We start from the raw sequence: 16,746 nt of genomic DNA, 5'->3' as shown, positions 1-16,746 counted from the left end.
GGCGTGCGGCTGTGCCACCCCTTTGCAATCACCCGGTTATGCGCATACCCGGTGCGGATGCGTATAGAGAGCAAAGCGCCCACCGCGTGTTGACGCCGCAAGGGTCATGCCTGCGCGGTCTGCCAGCCGCACCGCATGCGAGGTCGGTGCGGAGACGGCGATAATCATGCCCGACCCCACTTCTGCCGCCTTTTGCACCAGATCCACCGAGATCCGCGATGTCATCACAAAGGCACCGCTGGCCGGGTCGATCCCTTGTCGCAGCAGCGCGCCGATGAGTTTGTCGAGCGCATTGTGACGCCCCACATCCTCGCGCACTGCAATCAGGCCATGATCCGGGCAGAGAAACCCTGCCGCATGTACCGCGCGGCATTGATCGTGCAAGGGCTGGTGGCGGGCGAGGTCGCTGGGCGCGGCGGCAATCGCAGCAGCCCGAAACTGCAGCGCCACATCCGATACATCACGCGGATGGCGCAGGGCTTGTTCCAGACTGTCTATGCCGCAGAGGCCACAGCCAATGGGACCTGCCATGGCACGGCGGCGGCTGGCAATCGCGGCACCGCGATCCTCGTGCAGCCAAAACCGCGCCTCAATACCACTGTCATGCGCAACCTGTTCAAATTCACGCACATCGTCAAAGCTGGTGATGAACCCTTCGGTGCGGGCAAAGCCAAAGGCGAAATCCTCAATGTCGGAGGGGCTGGCCATCATCACGGCGGCGCTGGAGCCGTCAAACACCATGGCAACAGGCGTTTCTTCGGCCAGATCGCGGCTGTGGGGCGCGACCTCATCCGCCGAGACGATCAGCCCTTCGTGGCGATGCGCGGTGAAATGCGCAGGGGCCGTGGGATGGCGCAGCGGCGCGGTCATGAGGCGTACTCCTTGGCTGTGCCTGCCGCGCTCAGGTGGGCGTTGTTGTCAGTGTCATCGCAGGCCCGCTCCACCGTGGCGAGACCGATATCGCTGAGTTGGTAGAACAGGCGCTGAGATTTATCGCCCCGGCTCTCGACCGTCAGCAGATCGTGTTCGTGGGCCAAAAGCGTGCATTCGCGCAGCACCAGCGCATGGGCAAGGCCGAACTTGCGCGCAAAACTGCGGCTGTCATGCGCGATCCCCAGATGCGCCGCTGTCATCAGACCGGCCCCAAGGGGAGAGAGCGCCTCAGGGTGGTCGGCGACCAGAGCCTCAATGAGCGCCATCATGCGGGCGTCTCGCTGGGGCGAAAGGTGACGGGCACGGATTTGGACGCAGGCGTAAAGCTCTTGTCGCCAAAGACCTGATGCGGGACCAGCACGTTAAGCTCTGGATAGTAGCCCGCAACACAGCCCTTGGGGATGTCATAGGCCACCAGACGGAACCCCGGCGCGATACGGTCCACGTCATCATCGTGCAGGCCCACCACATCCATGACATCACCGGGCTCAGCACCCAGTGCGGCGATGTCATCGGGATGCATAAAGACCACGTTGCGTTCGCCGTAAACGCCGCGATAGCGGTCATCCATGCCGTAGACGGTGGTGTTGTACTGATCGTGCGATCGGAAGGTTTGCAGCACAAATCGCCGGTTTTCCCCACGCAGGTTCTGCCATTCGGTTTGCTCTGGCAGCGGATCGGCTGAGAAGGTCGCGCGCCCGGCGGGGGTGTTCCATTCACGCTCTGACGCGCCATTGCGCAGATGGAAGCCGCGCGGTTTGCGCACCTGTGCGTTGAAATCGCCAAAGATCGGCAGCACGCGGGCGATCAGGTCACGGATCTTGTCGTTGTCTTGTGCAAGCGCGTCCCAGTCCACGGTGGTATTGCCAAGTGTGGCGCGGGCAATGCCTGCAACGATCTGCACCTCGGATTTCAGGGTCTTGGCGGCGGGCGGGTTGATCCCGCCGGAGCCATGCACCATCGACATGGAATCCTCGACGGTTACGATCTGGCGCACGCCTGCGGCGTTCTTGTCGATCTCGGTGCGGCCCAGACAGGGCAGGATGTAGCTGTGCGTGCCCGGCAGCAAATGACCGTGGTTGAGCTTGGTGGCGATATTCACGGTCAGATCAAGGTTCTGCATCGCTTGTGCAATCAGCGCGCTGTCGGGGGTGGCGCGGGCAAAATTGCCGCCAAGCGCGATAAAGGCGCGCGCGTCGCCGGACAGCATCGCGCCGATGGCCTGCAAGACGTTGTGGCCACGGTCACGCGGCATCGCCACGCCCAGTTCGCGCTCCATCGCATCCAGAAGGGCTGCCGGGGCTTTTTCATTGATGCCGACGGTGCGGTCGCCTTGCACGTTGGAATGGCCGCGCACCGGGCACAGACCCGCGCCCGGACGTCCGACATTGCCGCGCAGGAACATGAAGTTGGCAATCTCGCGGATCATCGGCACCGAATGGCGGTGCTGCGTGATCCCCATCGCCCATGTGGTGATGACGCGATCAGAGGCCAGATAGATCTCTGCCGCCTCTGTGATCTGGTCGCGGCTGAGGCCGGATTGGTCTTCGATCTCGTCCCAAGAGGTGGCGTTCACCGCGTCGCGGTAGGCCTCGAACGCTTCGGTGTGCGTGCTCAGGAAGGCGTGATCCAGCACTGCGGGCTGGCCGGTGGCCTGTGCAGCCTCCTCGGCGGCCAGAACGACTTTGGCCATGCCGCGAAACACTGCCATGTCGCCGCCAAGGCGCGGGCGGTAATAGTCGGTCGAGGTTGCCTCGGAGCCGCCGCGGATCATTTCCAGCTTGTTTTGCGGGTCGGCAAAACGGTGCAGGCCCTTTTCCTTGAGGGTGTTAAACACGACGACGCGTGCCCCGCGCTGGGTGGCGGCGCGCAGATCGGCCAGCATGCGCGGGTGGTTGGTGCCGGGGTTCTGACCGACCACAAAGATCGCATCGGCCTTCTCGAAATCCTCCAAAAGCACGGTGCCTTTGCCAATGCCGATGGCCTCGGTGAGGGCGACGCCGCTGGCCTCGTGGCACATATTGGAGCAATCTGGGAAGTTGTTGGTGCCATAAAGGCGCACGAACATCTGATAAAGAAACGCCGCCTCGTTGCTGGCACGACCGGAGGTGTAGAACTCCGCCCGGTTGGGATCATCCAGCGCATTGAGGCGCGCGGCGATCCCGGCAAAAGCGTCGTCCCATGTGACCTCGACATAGCGGTCGCTGTCGGCGTCATAGCGCATGGGGTGGGTCAGGCGGCCCTGCTTTTCCAGCGCATAGTCTGACCATGTACGCAGCTCGCTCACGCTGTGTTCGGCAAAGAATGCGGGCGTCACGCGGTCGCGGGTGGCTTCCCATGCGACGGCCTTGACCCCGTTTTCGCAAAACTCGAAGGAGGAGCCATGTTCGGGGTCGCCCCACGCACAGCCGGGGCAGTCAAACCCATCGGGCTGGTTGGCCTTCAGCATGGTGCGCGCACCGGACAGGGGTTTGCCGCTGCCCATCAACTGACGTCCGACGCTTTTGAGTGCGCCCCAGCCACCAGCGGCTGTGGAGGGTGCTTTTTCGGATCCGTTATTGTGGGTCATGGCTGGGGCCTTGTGACAGGCTCTGGCCGCACCGATGGGTTCCACCAAGCTGCTAAAACCCGGAGGAATCGCGCCGATGCCGGGCGGAGCGGTTGGAAAATGTAGCGGCTGCGCGCCAAGGAAAAGAGGGCGCATGGATCGTGTCCCCCTCTTGATGGGCTGTGGATCAAATTCTGTCAACGTATTGAAACCACGTTTGAATTCGTAATTTTTGAAGCCGTGATAAGCGTTTCATATCGTGGATGTATCTTTTGCGACTGACCCAAGGTCATTGCGTGAGATCCCACTCAGGCATTTTCCTACGCTGTGTTTGCGCTAGACTCGGCGCGAACGGCTGCCACGGAGATCCATCATGAAGCTGACCGTGAACGGGACCGAACATGAGGTCGATGTCGAACCCGAGATGCCCCTGTTGTGGGTGCTGCGCGATGAGTTGAACATCAAAGGTCCAAAATATGGCTGCGGCATCGCCCAATGCGGGGCCTGCACGGTGCATGTGGACGGGATGGCAGTGCGCTCCTGTCAATTGCCGGTTGGCGATCTGGAGGGCGAGGTCACCACCATTGAGGGGCTGGGCACGCCCGAGAGCCTGCATGCGGTGCAGGCTGCATGGGTGGCGCATCAGGTGGCACAATGCGGGTACTGCCAATCGGGCCAGATCATGCAGGCGGCAGCTTTGCTCGATCTGAACCCAGCGCCTACGGATGCAGAGATTGATGCGGTGATGTCGGGGAACCTCTGCCGCTGTGGCACCTATCCCCGTATCCGGGCCGCGATCCATGACGCTGCGCAGAAATTGAGCGAGGCCTGAGCCATGAGCCGTGCCGGAAAAATTGCCCGCCGTACATTCCTGATTGGGTCCGCCGCGATTGCCGGGGGCGTGGCCTTTGGCGTCTATATGGCGAAAAAGCCGATCCCCAATCCGCTGCTTGATGATCTCAAGGACGGTGAGGCGGCGATCACGCCCTTTGTGAAGATCGACGCCAATGGCATCACCCTGATCACGCCGCGCGCGGACAAAGGGCAGGGTGCCTATTCCATCCAAGCCTATCTGATCGCCGAGGAGCTGGACATCGACCCGGCCACCGCGACGATTACGCCCGGGATGCCGAGGCAGGCCTATTACAACGCCACGGTGCTGGGCGAAGGCGTGCCAATCCCAGCCTACAAGGAAGGATTTGTGGCCGACACCCTGCGCGATTTCATGTCGGTCCCGGCCAAGCTGCTCTCGATCCAGATGACAGGTGGGTCGTCCACGGTGCCGGATGGGTTTGACCGGATGCGTCTGGCGGGGGCGACAGCGCGGGAAACCCTGAAAGAGGCGGCGGCCCGTCGGGTTGGCGTGGCGCGTGGGGATCTGCGGACCGAGAATGGCGCGGTGATCCTGCCGGATGGCACGTCCATCGCCTATACGGATCTGGCGGCAGAGGCGGCAGAGATTGACCCGATCACGAATGTCACCCTACGCCCTGCCTCTGCGTGGCGCTATCTGGGCAAGCCCGATCTGCCGCGTCTGGATATGCTGCGCAAATGTACCGGCACTGAGGTCTACGGCATTGACATGGAATTTCAGGACATGTTGCATGCCACCGTGCGTGCCAACCCTGCTGTTGGCACTGCGGGTGCGCGTGTTGATGCCTCGGCGGCTGAGGCGATGCGCGGGGTGGAGAAAATCCTGCCGGTCAGCAACGGTGTCGGTGTGATTGCCAACAACACGTGGCGCGCGTTTCAGGCGGCAGAGGTGCTAGAGATCGAGTGGAGCGCGCCGGACTATCCCGGCACCTCGGACGGGATATTTGCCGCGCTTGAACAGGCGCTGGGCGATCCCGACAGCTATGACCACCGCCAGCGCGATGAGGGCGATGTGGACGCCGCACTGGAGGCGGGCGAGATTATCGACGCGCGCTATCGGATTCCCTACCTCGCCCATGCGCCGATGGAGCCGATGAACGCGGTGGTGCGGGTGCTGGAGGGGCAGGTGGAAATCTGGACCGGCACCCAGATCCCGCTGTTCATCCGCGACCGCGCCGCCACCATTGCGGGTGTCGCGCCTGAGGCCGTGAAGGTCTATGTGCTGCCCATGGGGGGCAGCTTTGGCCACCGGCTGGAGATGACCCATGTGGAGCAGGCGGTGGAGCTGGCACTGGCGGTGCCGGGCCGGCATTTGAAACTCACATGGAGCCGCGAAGAAGACATGAGCCACGACTACCCACGCCCGGCCTCGGTTGCCGCAGGGCGCGGTCAGGTCGCAGATGGTAAGGTGGTGGCCTTTGATCTTTCGGTCAGTCAATCGGCCATGGCGCCGGAGTGGTTTGGCCGCCTGAGCGGAATGAGTCTGCCGGGCCCCGATGCGACGATCACCACCGGGTCGTGGGATCAGCCGTTTGCTATTCCCAACTATCGTGTCACCGGCTATCGCGCGCCGAGCATGGTGCCGGTGTCGTCCTGGCGTTCGGTCGGCGCGTCGGGCAACGGGTTTTACCACGATAGCTTCCTTGATGAGCTGATCCACGCCGCCGGGGCCGATCCGCTGGCCGAACGCATCCTCCTGTGTCTGCATGAGCCTGCGCGCAAGGTGCTGGAGGCCGTGGGCGAGATGTCGGGCTGGGATGGCCCTTCAATGGCTGAGGGGCGTGGACGTGGTGTTGGGTTCTGCATGTCCTTTGGGGTGCCCTGCGCACAAGTCATCGAGGTCACGCAGACGGAGGCGGGCATTCGCATCGATCAGGTCTATGTGGCAGTGGATGTGGGCGAGGTGCTTGATCCCACAAATCTAGAGGCGCAGGTCTTTGGCGGGGTGATCTTTGGGCTGGGGCACGCGATGAACTGCGCGCTGACCTATGAGGATCACGCCCCGCTTGAGACCAACTATCACGCCTATGAGGGGATGCGGCTCTATCAGGCCCCGCAGATTGAGGTGCGCGCGCTGAGCAACGGCAGCCGCATCCGGGGTGTGGGAGAGCCCGCTGTGCCGCCTGCTGCCCCGGCGCTGGCCAATGCGATCTTTGCCGCCACCGGGCAACGCATCCGCGAATTGCCGCTGAACAAACATATCGATTTCGTCTGAGGAGGGCCGGGACATGCAAAAGAGCGTTGTCATCCTTGCCGCGGTTTCTATCGCCGGAGCAGCCCTTGCCGAAGCTGCGCTGACCCTGCCGGAAGAGGGCAGCATCAGTCGCGCAGACGGACAGGCGGCGTTTGAACGCATCTATGAGGTGGTGACCCATCCCAGATGCGCCAATTGCCACGTGGGCGCGGACAATATCCCGATGTGGTCCGGGCCAAGCTACGGTGAGGCGCGCCCGCATGGGATGCACATCAATGCCGGTGAAAGCCGGATTGGGGCGGAGTTCCTGCCCTGTCAGACCTGCCATGTGACTTCGGATGATTTTGACACCGCACCACACGCCGCGCCGCGCTTTGGTATTGCGTGGCAGCTGGCCCCGGTGGAGTTCGAGTGGTTCGGCAAATCCCGCGCCGAGATCTGTGCGCAGCTCAAAGACCCTGAGCGCAACGGCGGACGCGACTGGCGCGAACTCGTTGAGCATCTGGAACATGACGCCAGCCTCAATGGGCCAGTGGCCTGGGGGTGGTCGCCGGGTGGAGACCGCGAACCCGCGCCCCGCACACTAGAAGAGCATGTCGAGGATATGGCGCTTTGGGGCGCTGCGGGTCAGCCCTGCCCACAGGGGTAAAGGACGCGCATAAGGTGTGATGCATGAGACTATCTCACATCAGTCTGACCGCGCGCGATGCGGCGGCGCTGGGCGGGTTTTACGCCGAGGTGTTTGGCTATAGGGAGCGCCGCCCCGCCAAGAGGTTGTCCGGTACATCTGTATCGCGCGGCAATGGGTTGAAAGACGCTGATATCTATTCGATCTGGTTGGCCTTGCCTGATGATCCGGGGCCGTTTCTTGAGATCCTAGAATACACCCAAACCCTGAACAGAGGCAGACCTGAGGTGAACGCGCCGGGATTTGGTCACTTGGCGTTTGTGGTGAATGACCTCAACCGGGTGCTTCGGGATGTGCTGCGCTGTGGTGGGGCAATGCAAGGCGAGGTCACCAACTTTGGCAGTGCAGAGGCTCCGGTTCTGATCGTCTATGTGCGCGACCCAGAAGGTAATCTGCTGGAGTTGGAAGACAATCACAGACCGTAGGGCACCGGTAATCTGATCAGTAAAAGAGATCTTGTGCAGGGGGAGGGCGTGACGCCTTCGGGGCTATGGCTTTCCTATGGACCGGTCTTGAAAAAGCGCGCGCAGAATATGTGCTGCATCCAATGCAAGCCCTTTTGCTCCGGGGTGCCACCAAACGGCACAGCAAGGGGCTGGCATGGGAATTTTGCCCCCTTGCTGCCAGTCTGGGTGTTCGCGTTTGCGCAAGCTTTGCGATTGGCTTTGAGGTGACGTTGCGGAAGAAGATAATATGTAAGCAAATCGGGGTGTTGGGATGAAATTTATTCCCGAGAACGCCGCGTGCAGGCTTGTCAAACTCCGGGTGTTCGCCAACACTGCCGCTACCGGGCTGGCGGCGAAAACGCCGAACAGTTCCAACAAATCGAGAAAAGACTAGGGGAGGTCCTATGAAGACCACTACTGTATTGACACTGACGTCGCTTCTCTTGGCGTCAGCAGCGCCCTTGAGCGCGGAAACCCTGCGCTGGGCGCGCTCTGGCGATGCGCTGACGCTTGATCCGCACGCCCAGAACGAAGGGCCGACGCATACCATCCGCCATCAGATGTATGAGCCGCTCATCATCCGCGATGTGACTGGCGCGTTCGAACCTGCACTGGCGACTGAGTGGGCCCCCAAAGAGGGTGATCCGAACGTCTGGGTGTTCAAGCTGCGCGAAGGTGTGAAATTCCACGGCGGCGAAGATTTCACCGCAGAGGATGTGGTGTTCTCTTTCAACCGCGCCAAGCAAGAAAACTCCGACATGAAGGAGCTCATTGGCTCCATCACCGAGGTGCGCGCGGTTGACGATCTGACCGTCGAGATTGTCACCGATGGGCCGAACCCGATCCTGCCGTCGAACCTCACCAACCTGTTCATCATGGACAAGGGCTGGAGCGAGGCCAACAACACCGTGAACGTGCAGGATTTTGAGGGTGGCGAGATCACCTATGCCACCACGCATGCGAACGGCACCGGCCCCTATGTGCTGCAAAGCCGCGAGCCGGACGTCAAAACCGTGATGACGCTCAATGAAAACTATTGGGGCAAGGACCAATTCCCGCTGGACGTGACAGAGATCGTCTATACCCCGATCCAGAACCCCGCGACCCGTGTGGCGGCGCTTCTGTCGGGTGAGATTGATTTCCTGCAGGACATGCCGGTGCAGGATCTTGACCGCGTCAACGGCGCTGATGGTCTGATGGTGCGTCAGGCGCCGCAGAACCGGGTGATCTTCTTTGGTCTCAACGTGGGCGCCGAGGATATCGAAGCCGACAATGTAGACGGGAAGAACCCGCTTGCGGATGTGCGCGTGCGCAAGGCGATGTCGATGGCGATCAACCGCGATGCGATCCAGAAGGTCGTGATGCGCGGCCAGTCCCAGCCTGCGGGTATGATCGCACCGCCGTTCGTCAACGGCTGGACCGAAGAGATGGACGCGGAATCCAAGACCGACATCGAAGGTGCCAAGGCGCTGATGGCTGAGGCGGGTTACGGCGATGGTTTCTCCATCCGTCTGGACTGCCCCAACGACCGCTATGTCAACGACGAGCCGATCTGTCAGGCTGCCGTGGGCATGCTGGGCCAGATTGGCATCAAGGTGAACCTCGACGCCAAACCCAAGGCGCAGCACTTCCCGCTGATCACCGACAGCAAGACCGACTTCTACATGCTGGGTTGGGGTGTTCCGACCTATGACTCTGAATATGTGTTCAACTTCCTTGTGCACGGTCGTGAAGGCGACATCGGCACATGGAACAACACCGGTTTTGACAATGACGAGCTGGATGCGAAGATCAAATCGCTGGCCTCGAACACCGATCTGGATGCACGCAACAAGGATATCGCAGATATCTGGCGGGTGGTTCAGGACGAGCAGCTCTATATCCCGATCCACCATCAGGTGCTGAACTGGGGCATGTCTGAAAAAGTCGACATCGCGGTTGATCCCGAAGATCAGCCGAAGGTCAAATACTTCAAGATGAACTGATCTCTGTCGCAGCGTACCGGCGTGCCCGGTGTGCTGCATGACATGCCAAGGTCGCCGGGGCGCATACGCATCCCGGCGACACGCGCATTGACCGGAAAGGACTTCCCGATGCTCCGTCTCTTACGCACCGCTGCCTGCGCGGCAGCCATTCTCCCCGCAGCTCTTGTGCCCGCCGCTCAGGCCAAGGAATTTTCATGGGCGGTGACCACCGATCCGCAGACCATGGACCCGCATGCGGTCAACTCCACCCCCGTTTTGGGGTTCTTGAACAACGTCTATGAAGGCCTCGTGCGGCGCGGCAAGGATATGAGCATCGAGCCTGCGCTGGCCACCGGCTGGGAGCCGATCGGCGAGGGTGAAGGCTGGCGGTTTTTCCTGCGCGAGGGGGTGACGTTTCAGGACGGCAGCACCTTTGACGCAGAGGATGTGGTGTTCTCTTATGAGCGTGCATCCAGCCCGGAATCGGACACGGCCAGCTGGTTTGCGCCGGTCTCGGATGTGGTCAGGGTCGATGACTACACCGTTGATTTCCTGACCCATTCTCCCAACCCGATCTTTCCCGACAGCATCGCCAACTGGATGATCATGGACAGCGGCTGGGCCGAGGCCAACGCCGCGACCCGCCCCGACAAGGAAAGCGGCAACTTTGCCACGCTCAATGCCAATGGCACCGGCGCGTTTCGTGTGACAACCCGCGAGCCGGGCCTGCGCACGGTGTTGGAGCCTTTTGCGGATTGGTGGGGTGAGCCCGAGCACAACATCACCCGTGCGGAAATGACGCCGATCCAGAACCCGGCCACAGCGCTTGCGGCGCTGCTGTCGGGGGATGTCGATATGATCAACCCGGTGCCCATTCAGGACGTTCAGCGCCTGCAAGGCAACCCGGATGTGCAGGTCGTGCAGGGCATCGAGGCGCGTGTGATGATGCTGGGCTTCCCGCATCAGGCGGAGGCGTTGAAATATTCCGCCGAAACCGAGGGCAACCCTTTTGCCGATGCGCGCGTGCGCAAGGCTGTGGCCCATGCCATCAATGTGCCCGCGATCCTGCGCACCATCATGCGTGGCAATGCCGAGCCAGTGAACCAACTGGTGAGCAGTGCGATGCGGGGCTATTCCGAGGCACTCGCGGATGCGCCTGCCTATGATCCGGAGGCCGCGAAGGCTCTGCTGGCCGAGGCAGGTTATCCGGATGGGTTCTCCTTTGGTCTGAAATGCTCCAACAACCGCTATCTCAATGACGAGGCGGTCTGTCAGGCCGTGACCGCCATGCTGGCGCAAGTGGGACTGAAGGCAACGCTGGATGCGATGCCGGTGCAGAATTACTGGCCAGAGTTGCGGGCCGGAAACTATGACATGTACCTTCTGGGCTGGTCGCCGGGCACGTTCGATGCGGAACACCCGATCCGTTTCCTTGCAGCAACCCCCAATGAGGAAAAGAAGCTCGGTTCGTGGAACTTTGGCGGCTATTCCAACGCGCGCGTGGATGAACTGCTGCCCAAGATCCAGTCCGAGATCGATGAGCCGACCCGGCAGGGGATGCTCGATGAGGTGGCGCAGGTCTTGCAGGACGAGACCGCCTATGTGCCGCTTTATGTGCAACCGCTGGTCTGGGGCACCGGCAGCAACGTCACCCTGACCCAAAGGCCGGATAACTTCTTTATTCTGCGCTGGGTCTCCGTTAACTAACGCCGCTCATCAAGGCAGACGGGGGCTTCGGCCCCCTTCATCCACCCACAGGAGAGCACGGATATGCTCGCTTATATCATCCGGCGCGTGGCCCAATCCGCGCTGGTTCTTCTTATCGTCGGACTCGTGGCCTTTGCCATGTTCCGCTTTGTCGGTGACCCGATCGACAACATGCTGGGCCAGGAACGCACCGCCGAGGACATCGAACGGCTGCGCGGACAACTTGGCCTCGATCAGCCCTTTGTGGTGCAATACTACCGGTTTCTGGAAAACGCCGTGCAGGGCAATTTCGGGGTCAGCTACCGGCAGGGGCGCCCGGTTATCGACATCCTGATGGAACGCGCGCCCGCAACACTGGAACTGGCGGCGGTCTCGGGCATTCTGGCAATCATATTCGGCATTGCGCTTGGGGTCTTTACCGCCATCAAGCGAAACGGGATCACGGCCAATCTCATTATGTCCGGCTCCCTCATCGGGGTGTCCTTGCCGACCTTCCTGATTGGTATCCTGCTGATTTATCTGTTTTCTGTGGAACTGGGGTGGTTGCCGAGTTTCGGGCGCGGCGAGGTGGTCGATCTTGGTGGCTGGAGCACGGGGTTCCTGACCGCAAGCGGCCTCAAGGCGCTGATCCTGCCGTCGATCACGCTGGGGCTTTATCAGATGACGCTCATCATGCGACTGGTGCGCTCGGAAATGCTGGAGGTGCTTCGGCAGGATTATATCCGCTTTGCCCGCGCCCGTGGTCTGCGGGATCGCACCGTGCATTTCCGTCACGCGCTGAAGAACACCATGGTGCCGGTGATCACCGTGATCGGCCTGCAAGTCGGCGCGATCATCGCATTCGCCATTATCACCGAGACGGTGTTCCAGTGGCCCGGTGTCGGCCTGTTGTTCATCAACGCGATCCAGTTCGTCGATATCCCGGTGATGGCAGCCTATCTGATGCTGATCTCCGTCATGTTCGTGGGCATCAACCTGATCGTCGATATCCTCTATTTCTTTATCGATCCGCGTCTGCGCGTTGATCGCAAGGGAGGTCACTAATGTCCGGGACATCTACCCCCGCCCAGAAATCGCGCCTGCGCACCGCGCTGGAAAGCGATCTGTTCTATACCTTCAAACGCTCGCCCGTGGCGGTGGTCTCCACCGTGGTGGTTCTGGTTCTGGTGCTGTCGGCGGTCTTTGCGCCGCTGATTGCGCCCACCAACCCGTTTGATCCGGCCTCGCTCAACCTGATGAACGGCTTCACGCCGCCGATGTCGCCCAATGATTTCACGGGTGAGACGTTCTTTATGGGGACCGACGATCAGGGCCGCGATGTGTTCTCGACCATCCTTTATGGTATGCGGATTTCGCTGTTCGTTGGCGTCGCTGCCGTTCTGTTTGCCATGGTGCTTGGGATCACGCTGGGCTTGTTGTCCGGCTACCTCGGTGGCTGGGTTGAGACGGTGATTATGCGGATTGCCGATGTACAGCTGACCTTTCCGTCGATCCTTGTGGCGATGCTGATCTTTGGTGTCGCTAAGGGCATCACCCCGGTGGAATACCGCGATCAGATGGCGATCTGGGTGCTGATCCTTGCGATTGGCCTGTCGGATTGGGTGCAGTTTGCCCGCGTGGTGCGTGGCGCGACCCTTGTTGAGAAGAACAAGGAATACGTCGAGGCCGCCCGGCTGATCGGACGACGCTCCGGTGCGATCATGTTGCGGCATATCCTGCCCAATGTGCTGTCGCCGGTGTTGGTCATCGCCACCATCTCGCTGGCGCTGGCGATCATTGCCGAGGCGACGCTGTCGTTCCTCGGGGTGGGCGCGCCGCCGACCCAGCCGTCTCTTGGTACACTCATTCGCATCGGGCAGGGCTTCCTGTTCTCTGGCGAATGGTGGATTCTTCTCTTCCCTGCGATCACGCTGTTGGGACTGGCGCTCAGCGTCAACCTGCTGGGCGACTGGCTGCGTGACGCCCTGAACCCGAGGCTTCGCTAATGGCTGACCCAGTTCTGTCCATCCGCAACCTTTGTGTGGAAATCCCAACCCGCCACGGCATTCTTAAACCGGTCGATGGCGTCTCTTATGACATTGCCAAGGGCGAGATCCTCGGCATCGTTGGCGAAAGCGGCGCGGGCAAGTCGATGGCGGGCAATGCCGTCATCGGCCTGCTCAATCCGCCGGCGCATGTCTCCTCTGGTGAGATCTGGCTTAATGGCAAACGCATCGACACCCTGAAGGGCGACGCGCTGCGCCGCTTGCGGGGCAAGGAAATCGGTATGGTCTTTCAGGACCCGCTGACCTCGCTCAATCCGCTGTTGCGGATCGGGGATCAACTGGTGGAGACCATGCTGACCCATTTGCCGATCAGCAAATCCGAGGCCGAGAAACGCGCCGTGGCCGCCCTCGAAGAGGTCGGCATTCCGGGCGCTGCCAAACGCGTAAACAGCTACCCGCACGAATTTTCCGGCGGCATGCGCCAGCGGGTGGTGATCGCGCTGGCGCTCTGTGCCGAGCCGTCTTTGGTGATCGCGGACGAGCCGACAACCGCGCTTGATGTGTCCGTACAGGCGCAGATCATTGCGCTGCTGAAACGGCTTTGTCGTGAGCGGGGCACGGCGGTGATGTTGATTACGCATGACATGGGCGTGATTGCCGAGGCCGCAGATCGCGTGGCGGTGATGTATGCCGGACGCCTGGCCGAGCTTGGCCCGGTGCGCGATGTGATCACCGCGCCGGAGCACCCCTATACCCATGGCTTGATGGCCTCGACGCCACTGGCGTCGCGCGGGCAGAAACGTCTGCACCAGATCCCCGGCGCCATGCCGCGTCTGGATGCGGTCCCCGATGGCTGTGCCTTCAATCCGCGCTGCCCGCGCGTGGCCGACAAATGCCGACAGGCACCTGCGCCCAAGGTCGACGGTGCTGCCGCTGCCTGCTGGTTCCCGCTACAACATGAGGAGGCCTCCTGATGGCGCTTGTCTCCGTCAAGAACCTGAGCCGTGTGTTTGACGTCTCCAAACCCTGGCTGAACCGGGTGATCGAACGTGAACCCAAGGCCTTTCTGACCGCCGTATCAGATGTGGATTTCGAGGTCGAGCCGCAGACCACCTATGCGCTGGTTGGCGAATCCGGGTCCGGCAAATCCACCATTGGCCGCATGCTCGTCGGGTTGCTCAATCCCTCGGGTGGCAACGTGGAGATCGAAGGCGTCGATCTGGCGAACGAGACCGACGCCGCCAAGGTCAATGCGATCCGTTCTGACATCCAGATGATCTTTCAGGACCCCTATGCCTCGCTCAACCCGCGCTGGCGGGTGCGTGACATTATCGTCGAACCCGTGGCGGCGCGCGGTGGCAAGACCGATGGGCTGGCCGAACGCCTGCTGGAACAGGTGGGTCTCTCGGTGAAGGACGCGGGCAAGTTCCCGCATGAATTCTCCGGCGGGCAGCGGCAGCGGATCTGTATTGCCCGTGCTCTCGCGTCCGAGCCGCGTTTGATCGTCTGTGACGAGCCCACCTCGGCGCTGGATGTGTCGGTGCAGTCGCAGGTGCTGAACCTGATGAGCGACCTCAAGGACAACTTTGGCCTCACGTATGTGCTGATCACGCACGACCTGACGGTGGTGCAGCATATGGCGGATCGAATCGGGGTGCTCTACCTCGGGCGTCTTGTTGAGGAGGGCGCACCGGACGAGCTGTTCGAGCGCCCCAAACACCCCTATACGCAGATGCTGCTGGAGGCCGCACCGCGTATGGATGGGTTTGGCCGCGAGGTGGCCCCGCCCGAGGGTGAAATCCCCGATCCGATCAACCCGCCGCCCGGCTGCGCCTTCCACCCGCGCTGCCCGCTGGCGGGTGACATCTGTCGACAAGAACGTCCCGAGATGCGCAGGATCGGCACTACCCGAGTCGCCTGTCACGTGGCGGAGGGCTGACACAGACAACAGGAGCGCAGTGCCATGGCAGACCAGACATTCGGTATCATCGGAGGGACGGGCATGCTGGGCAGTGCGATCCTGCGCGCGGTTGTGCAGGCGCAGATGATCGCCGAGGAGCGGATCTGGGTGGCGTCGCGGTCCGGGCAGCTTGACGGGTTCTCCGATTATCCGGGGCTGAGCATCACCACGGACACGACAGCCCTGATTGCGGCCTCGGACGTGGTGCTGTTGTGCGTGCCACCTGCGGCGATGGGCACGCTGTCGCTGGACCTCAAAGACAAGCTGGTGATCTCCGTCATGGCGGGGATTACCATTGACCGGATTTCCGAGATGACCGGGGCAACGCGGATCATTCGCGCCATGAGCAGCCCGGCGGCGGCAGAGCGGCTTGCCTATTCGCCGTGGGTTGCGACAGAGGCCACATCGGATGCGGATCGCGCCTTTGCCACGGCGCTGTTTGAGGCCTGCGGCAGCACGGACCGGATCACGCAGGAGGCGCATCTGGACGTTTTCACCGCGATGACCGGGCCGGTGCCGGGGTTTGTCGCCTATTTTGCCGAGGTGATGGCGGAGTACGCCGAGGCCAAGGGCCTGCCGCCCGAGGTCGCCGACAAGGCAGTACGGCAGTTGTTCCTCGGTGCCGGGCAGATGATGGCGACAGGCGCGGCCCGTCCCAGCGATCATGTGCAAGAGATGATCGACTACGCAGGCACCACGGCTGCGGGGCTGGAGGTGCTGCGGGCATCAGACATTGGCGCAAAGCTCGCAAAAGGGCTGGACGCCGCGGTCGCCCGTTGCCGCACCATTGGCTAGCCCGACGTGTGGCGCGCCATGAACGCTGCGATTTCCGCCTGTGTCGGGGGCTGGCCTGAAAACATCTCCACGTAATGTGGTACGCGGTTCAGCCGCGCGACAGGGTCCTCTTCGACCTCCATCGAGATATAGCCCACCTGCGTGTAAATCGTGGTGAGGCTTCTGACATCGGCCTGTTCCCTGCTGTAGCCAAAGCGCAGGAACATGTTGTGCACGGCGGCGATGCGGGCGTTATCCGCCGCGTCAAGCCGCGCCGCCAATGTGGTGTCATTGCGCGCCCAGTTGCGGATCGCCAGATCGAGGCGCGCATCAAACAGGGTCGGATCCAGCCAGCAGTCCATCAGGTTGAACAGGGCTGTGTTGATGGTCTGCGCCGGGGCCTCGCAGCGGGCCTGTATCTGGCCGGTGTTGCGGGCCTCCCATGTCTCAACCATAGCGTCGTGCAACGCGCCGAGATCCTTGAAATACCAGTAGAACCCCGTGCGCGTTTGATCCACGGCGCGGGCCAGCGGCATGATTTTCACCGCGTCGATCCCACTTGAGACTAAGAGATCAAGCGCGGCATCGAGCCAGAGGTCGCGCGAGCCGCGCGGGCGAGGGGAGGTGGGTTTGGACATGCGGGCACTCTAAAATAATTGACACAAGTGTCAATC

15 protein-coding genes are annotated in these 16,746 nt (G+C 61.9%); 11 read left to right on the top strand and 4 right to left on the bottom strand.

The window, feature by feature from the left end; genetic code table 11:
* Window positions 1-36: 36 nt before the first annotated feature.
* Genes fdhD through UB90_RS00865 form a run of 3 tightly spaced genes read right to left on the bottom strand, consistent with a single transcriptional unit; the run spans window position 37 to window position 3,502 of the window.
* A complete protein-coding gene (gene fdhD, locus UB90_RS00875) occupies window positions 37-870 on the bottom strand; it encodes a formate dehydrogenase accessory sulfurtransferase FdhD (RefSeq protein WP_065324624.1) in 834 nt (277 codons plus the stop codon).
* A complete protein-coding gene (locus tag UB90_RS00870) occupies window positions 867-1,202 on the bottom strand; it encodes a hypothetical protein (protein ID WP_065324623.1) in 336 nt (111 codons plus the stop codon). The genes fdhD and UB90_RS00870 overlap by 4 nt, the downstream gene beginning before the upstream one ends.
* A complete protein-coding gene (locus UB90_RS00865) occupies window positions 1,199-3,502 on the bottom strand; it encodes an FdhF/YdeP family oxidoreductase (RefSeq protein ID WP_065324710.1) in 2,304 nt (767 codons plus the stop codon). Before UB90_RS00865 ends, UB90_RS00870 begins: the two co-directional genes overlap by 4 nt.
* Window positions 3,503-3,854: 352 nt before the next feature.
* Here UB90_RS00865 and UB90_RS00860 point away from each other — a divergent pair, with 352 nt between their 5' ends.
* The 11 genes from UB90_RS00860 to UB90_RS00805 all read left to right on the top strand — a co-directional run bounded on the left by UB90_RS00860 (window position 3,855) and on the right by UB90_RS00805 (window position 16,093).
* Window positions 3,855-4,313: a (2Fe-2S)-binding protein gene (locus tag UB90_RS00860; RefSeq protein ID WP_065324622.1), complete on the top strand. Its 459-nt coding sequence runs from the start codon at window positions 3,855-3,857 to the stop codon at window positions 4,311-4,313.
* 3 nt (window positions 4,314-4,316) lie between these two features.
* Window positions 4,317-6,569, top strand: coding sequence for a xanthine dehydrogenase family protein molybdopterin-binding subunit (locus tag UB90_RS00855; protein ID WP_065324621.1), 2,253 nt, complete (start codon window positions 4,317-4,319; stop codon window positions 6,567-6,569).
* Window positions 6,570-6,582: 13 nt separating this feature from the next.
* A complete protein-coding gene (locus UB90_RS00850; RefSeq protein ID WP_065324620.1) occupies window positions 6,583-7,197 on the top strand; it encodes a hypothetical protein in 615 nt (204 codons plus the stop codon).
* A 23-nt stretch (window positions 7,198-7,220) separates the two neighbouring features.
* A complete protein-coding gene (locus tag UB90_RS00845; protein WP_065324619.1) occupies window positions 7,221-7,661 on the top strand; it encodes a VOC family protein in 441 nt (146 codons plus the stop codon).
* Between the two features lie 425 nt (window positions 7,662-8,086).
* On the top strand, window positions 8,087-9,667 hold the full coding sequence (locus UB90_RS00835; protein ID WP_005656984.1) for an ABC transporter substrate-binding protein: 1,581 nt from the start codon (window positions 8,087-8,089) through the stop codon (window positions 9,665-9,667).
* 108 nt (window positions 9,668-9,775) lie between these two features.
* A complete protein-coding gene (locus UB90_RS00830; protein WP_065324617.1) occupies window positions 9,776-11,353 on the top strand; it encodes an ABC transporter substrate-binding protein in 1,578 nt (525 codons plus the stop codon).
* 63 nt (window positions 11,354-11,416) lie between these two features.
* The gene (locus tag UB90_RS00825) at window positions 11,417-12,397 is read left to right on the top strand and encodes an ABC transporter permease (RefSeq protein ID WP_009175819.1); all 981 of its coding nucleotides are present in this window, start codon (window positions 11,417-11,419) and stop codon (window positions 12,395-12,397) included.
* Window positions 12,397-13,338 carry an ABC transporter permease gene (locus UB90_RS00820; RefSeq protein ID WP_065324616.1) on the top strand — a complete coding sequence of 314 codons (942 nt, stop codon included), beginning with the start codon at window positions 12,397-12,399 and terminating at the stop codon, window positions 13,336-13,338. The genes UB90_RS00825 and UB90_RS00820 overlap by 1 nt, the downstream gene beginning before the upstream one ends.
* A complete protein-coding gene (locus UB90_RS00815) occupies window positions 13,338-14,312 on the top strand; it encodes an ABC transporter ATP-binding protein (RefSeq protein ID WP_046002536.1) in 975 nt (324 codons plus the stop codon). The genes UB90_RS00820 and UB90_RS00815 overlap by 1 nt, the downstream gene beginning before the upstream one ends.
* Entirely contained in the window at window positions 14,312-15,277 is a 966-nt protein-coding gene (locus UB90_RS00810) for an ABC transporter ATP-binding protein (RefSeq protein WP_065324615.1), read from the top strand. The genes UB90_RS00815 and UB90_RS00810 overlap by 1 nt, the downstream gene beginning before the upstream one ends.
* 24 nt (window positions 15,278-15,301) lie before the next feature.
* Window positions 15,302-16,093, top strand: coding sequence for a pyrroline-5-carboxylate reductase family protein (locus UB90_RS00805; protein WP_065324614.1), 792 nt, complete (start codon window positions 15,302-15,304; stop codon window positions 16,091-16,093).
* Here UB90_RS00805 and UB90_RS00800 read toward each other — a convergent pair.
* Complete coding sequence (locus tag UB90_RS00800) at window positions 16,090-16,710, bottom strand: TetR/AcrR family transcriptional regulator (protein ID WP_065324613.1); 621 nt, start codon at window positions 16,708-16,710, stop codon at window positions 16,090-16,092. The genes UB90_RS00805 and UB90_RS00800 overlap by 4 nt on opposite strands.
* Window positions 16,711-16,746: the final 36 nt, after the last annotated feature.

The organism is Tritonibacter mobilis, from assembly GCF_001681715.1.
Taxonomy (GTDB): Bacteria; Pseudomonadota; Alphaproteobacteria; order Rhodobacterales; family Rhodobacteraceae; genus Epibacterium; species Epibacterium mobile.
This window is presented reverse-complemented; position numbering and strand designations above follow the sequence as displayed.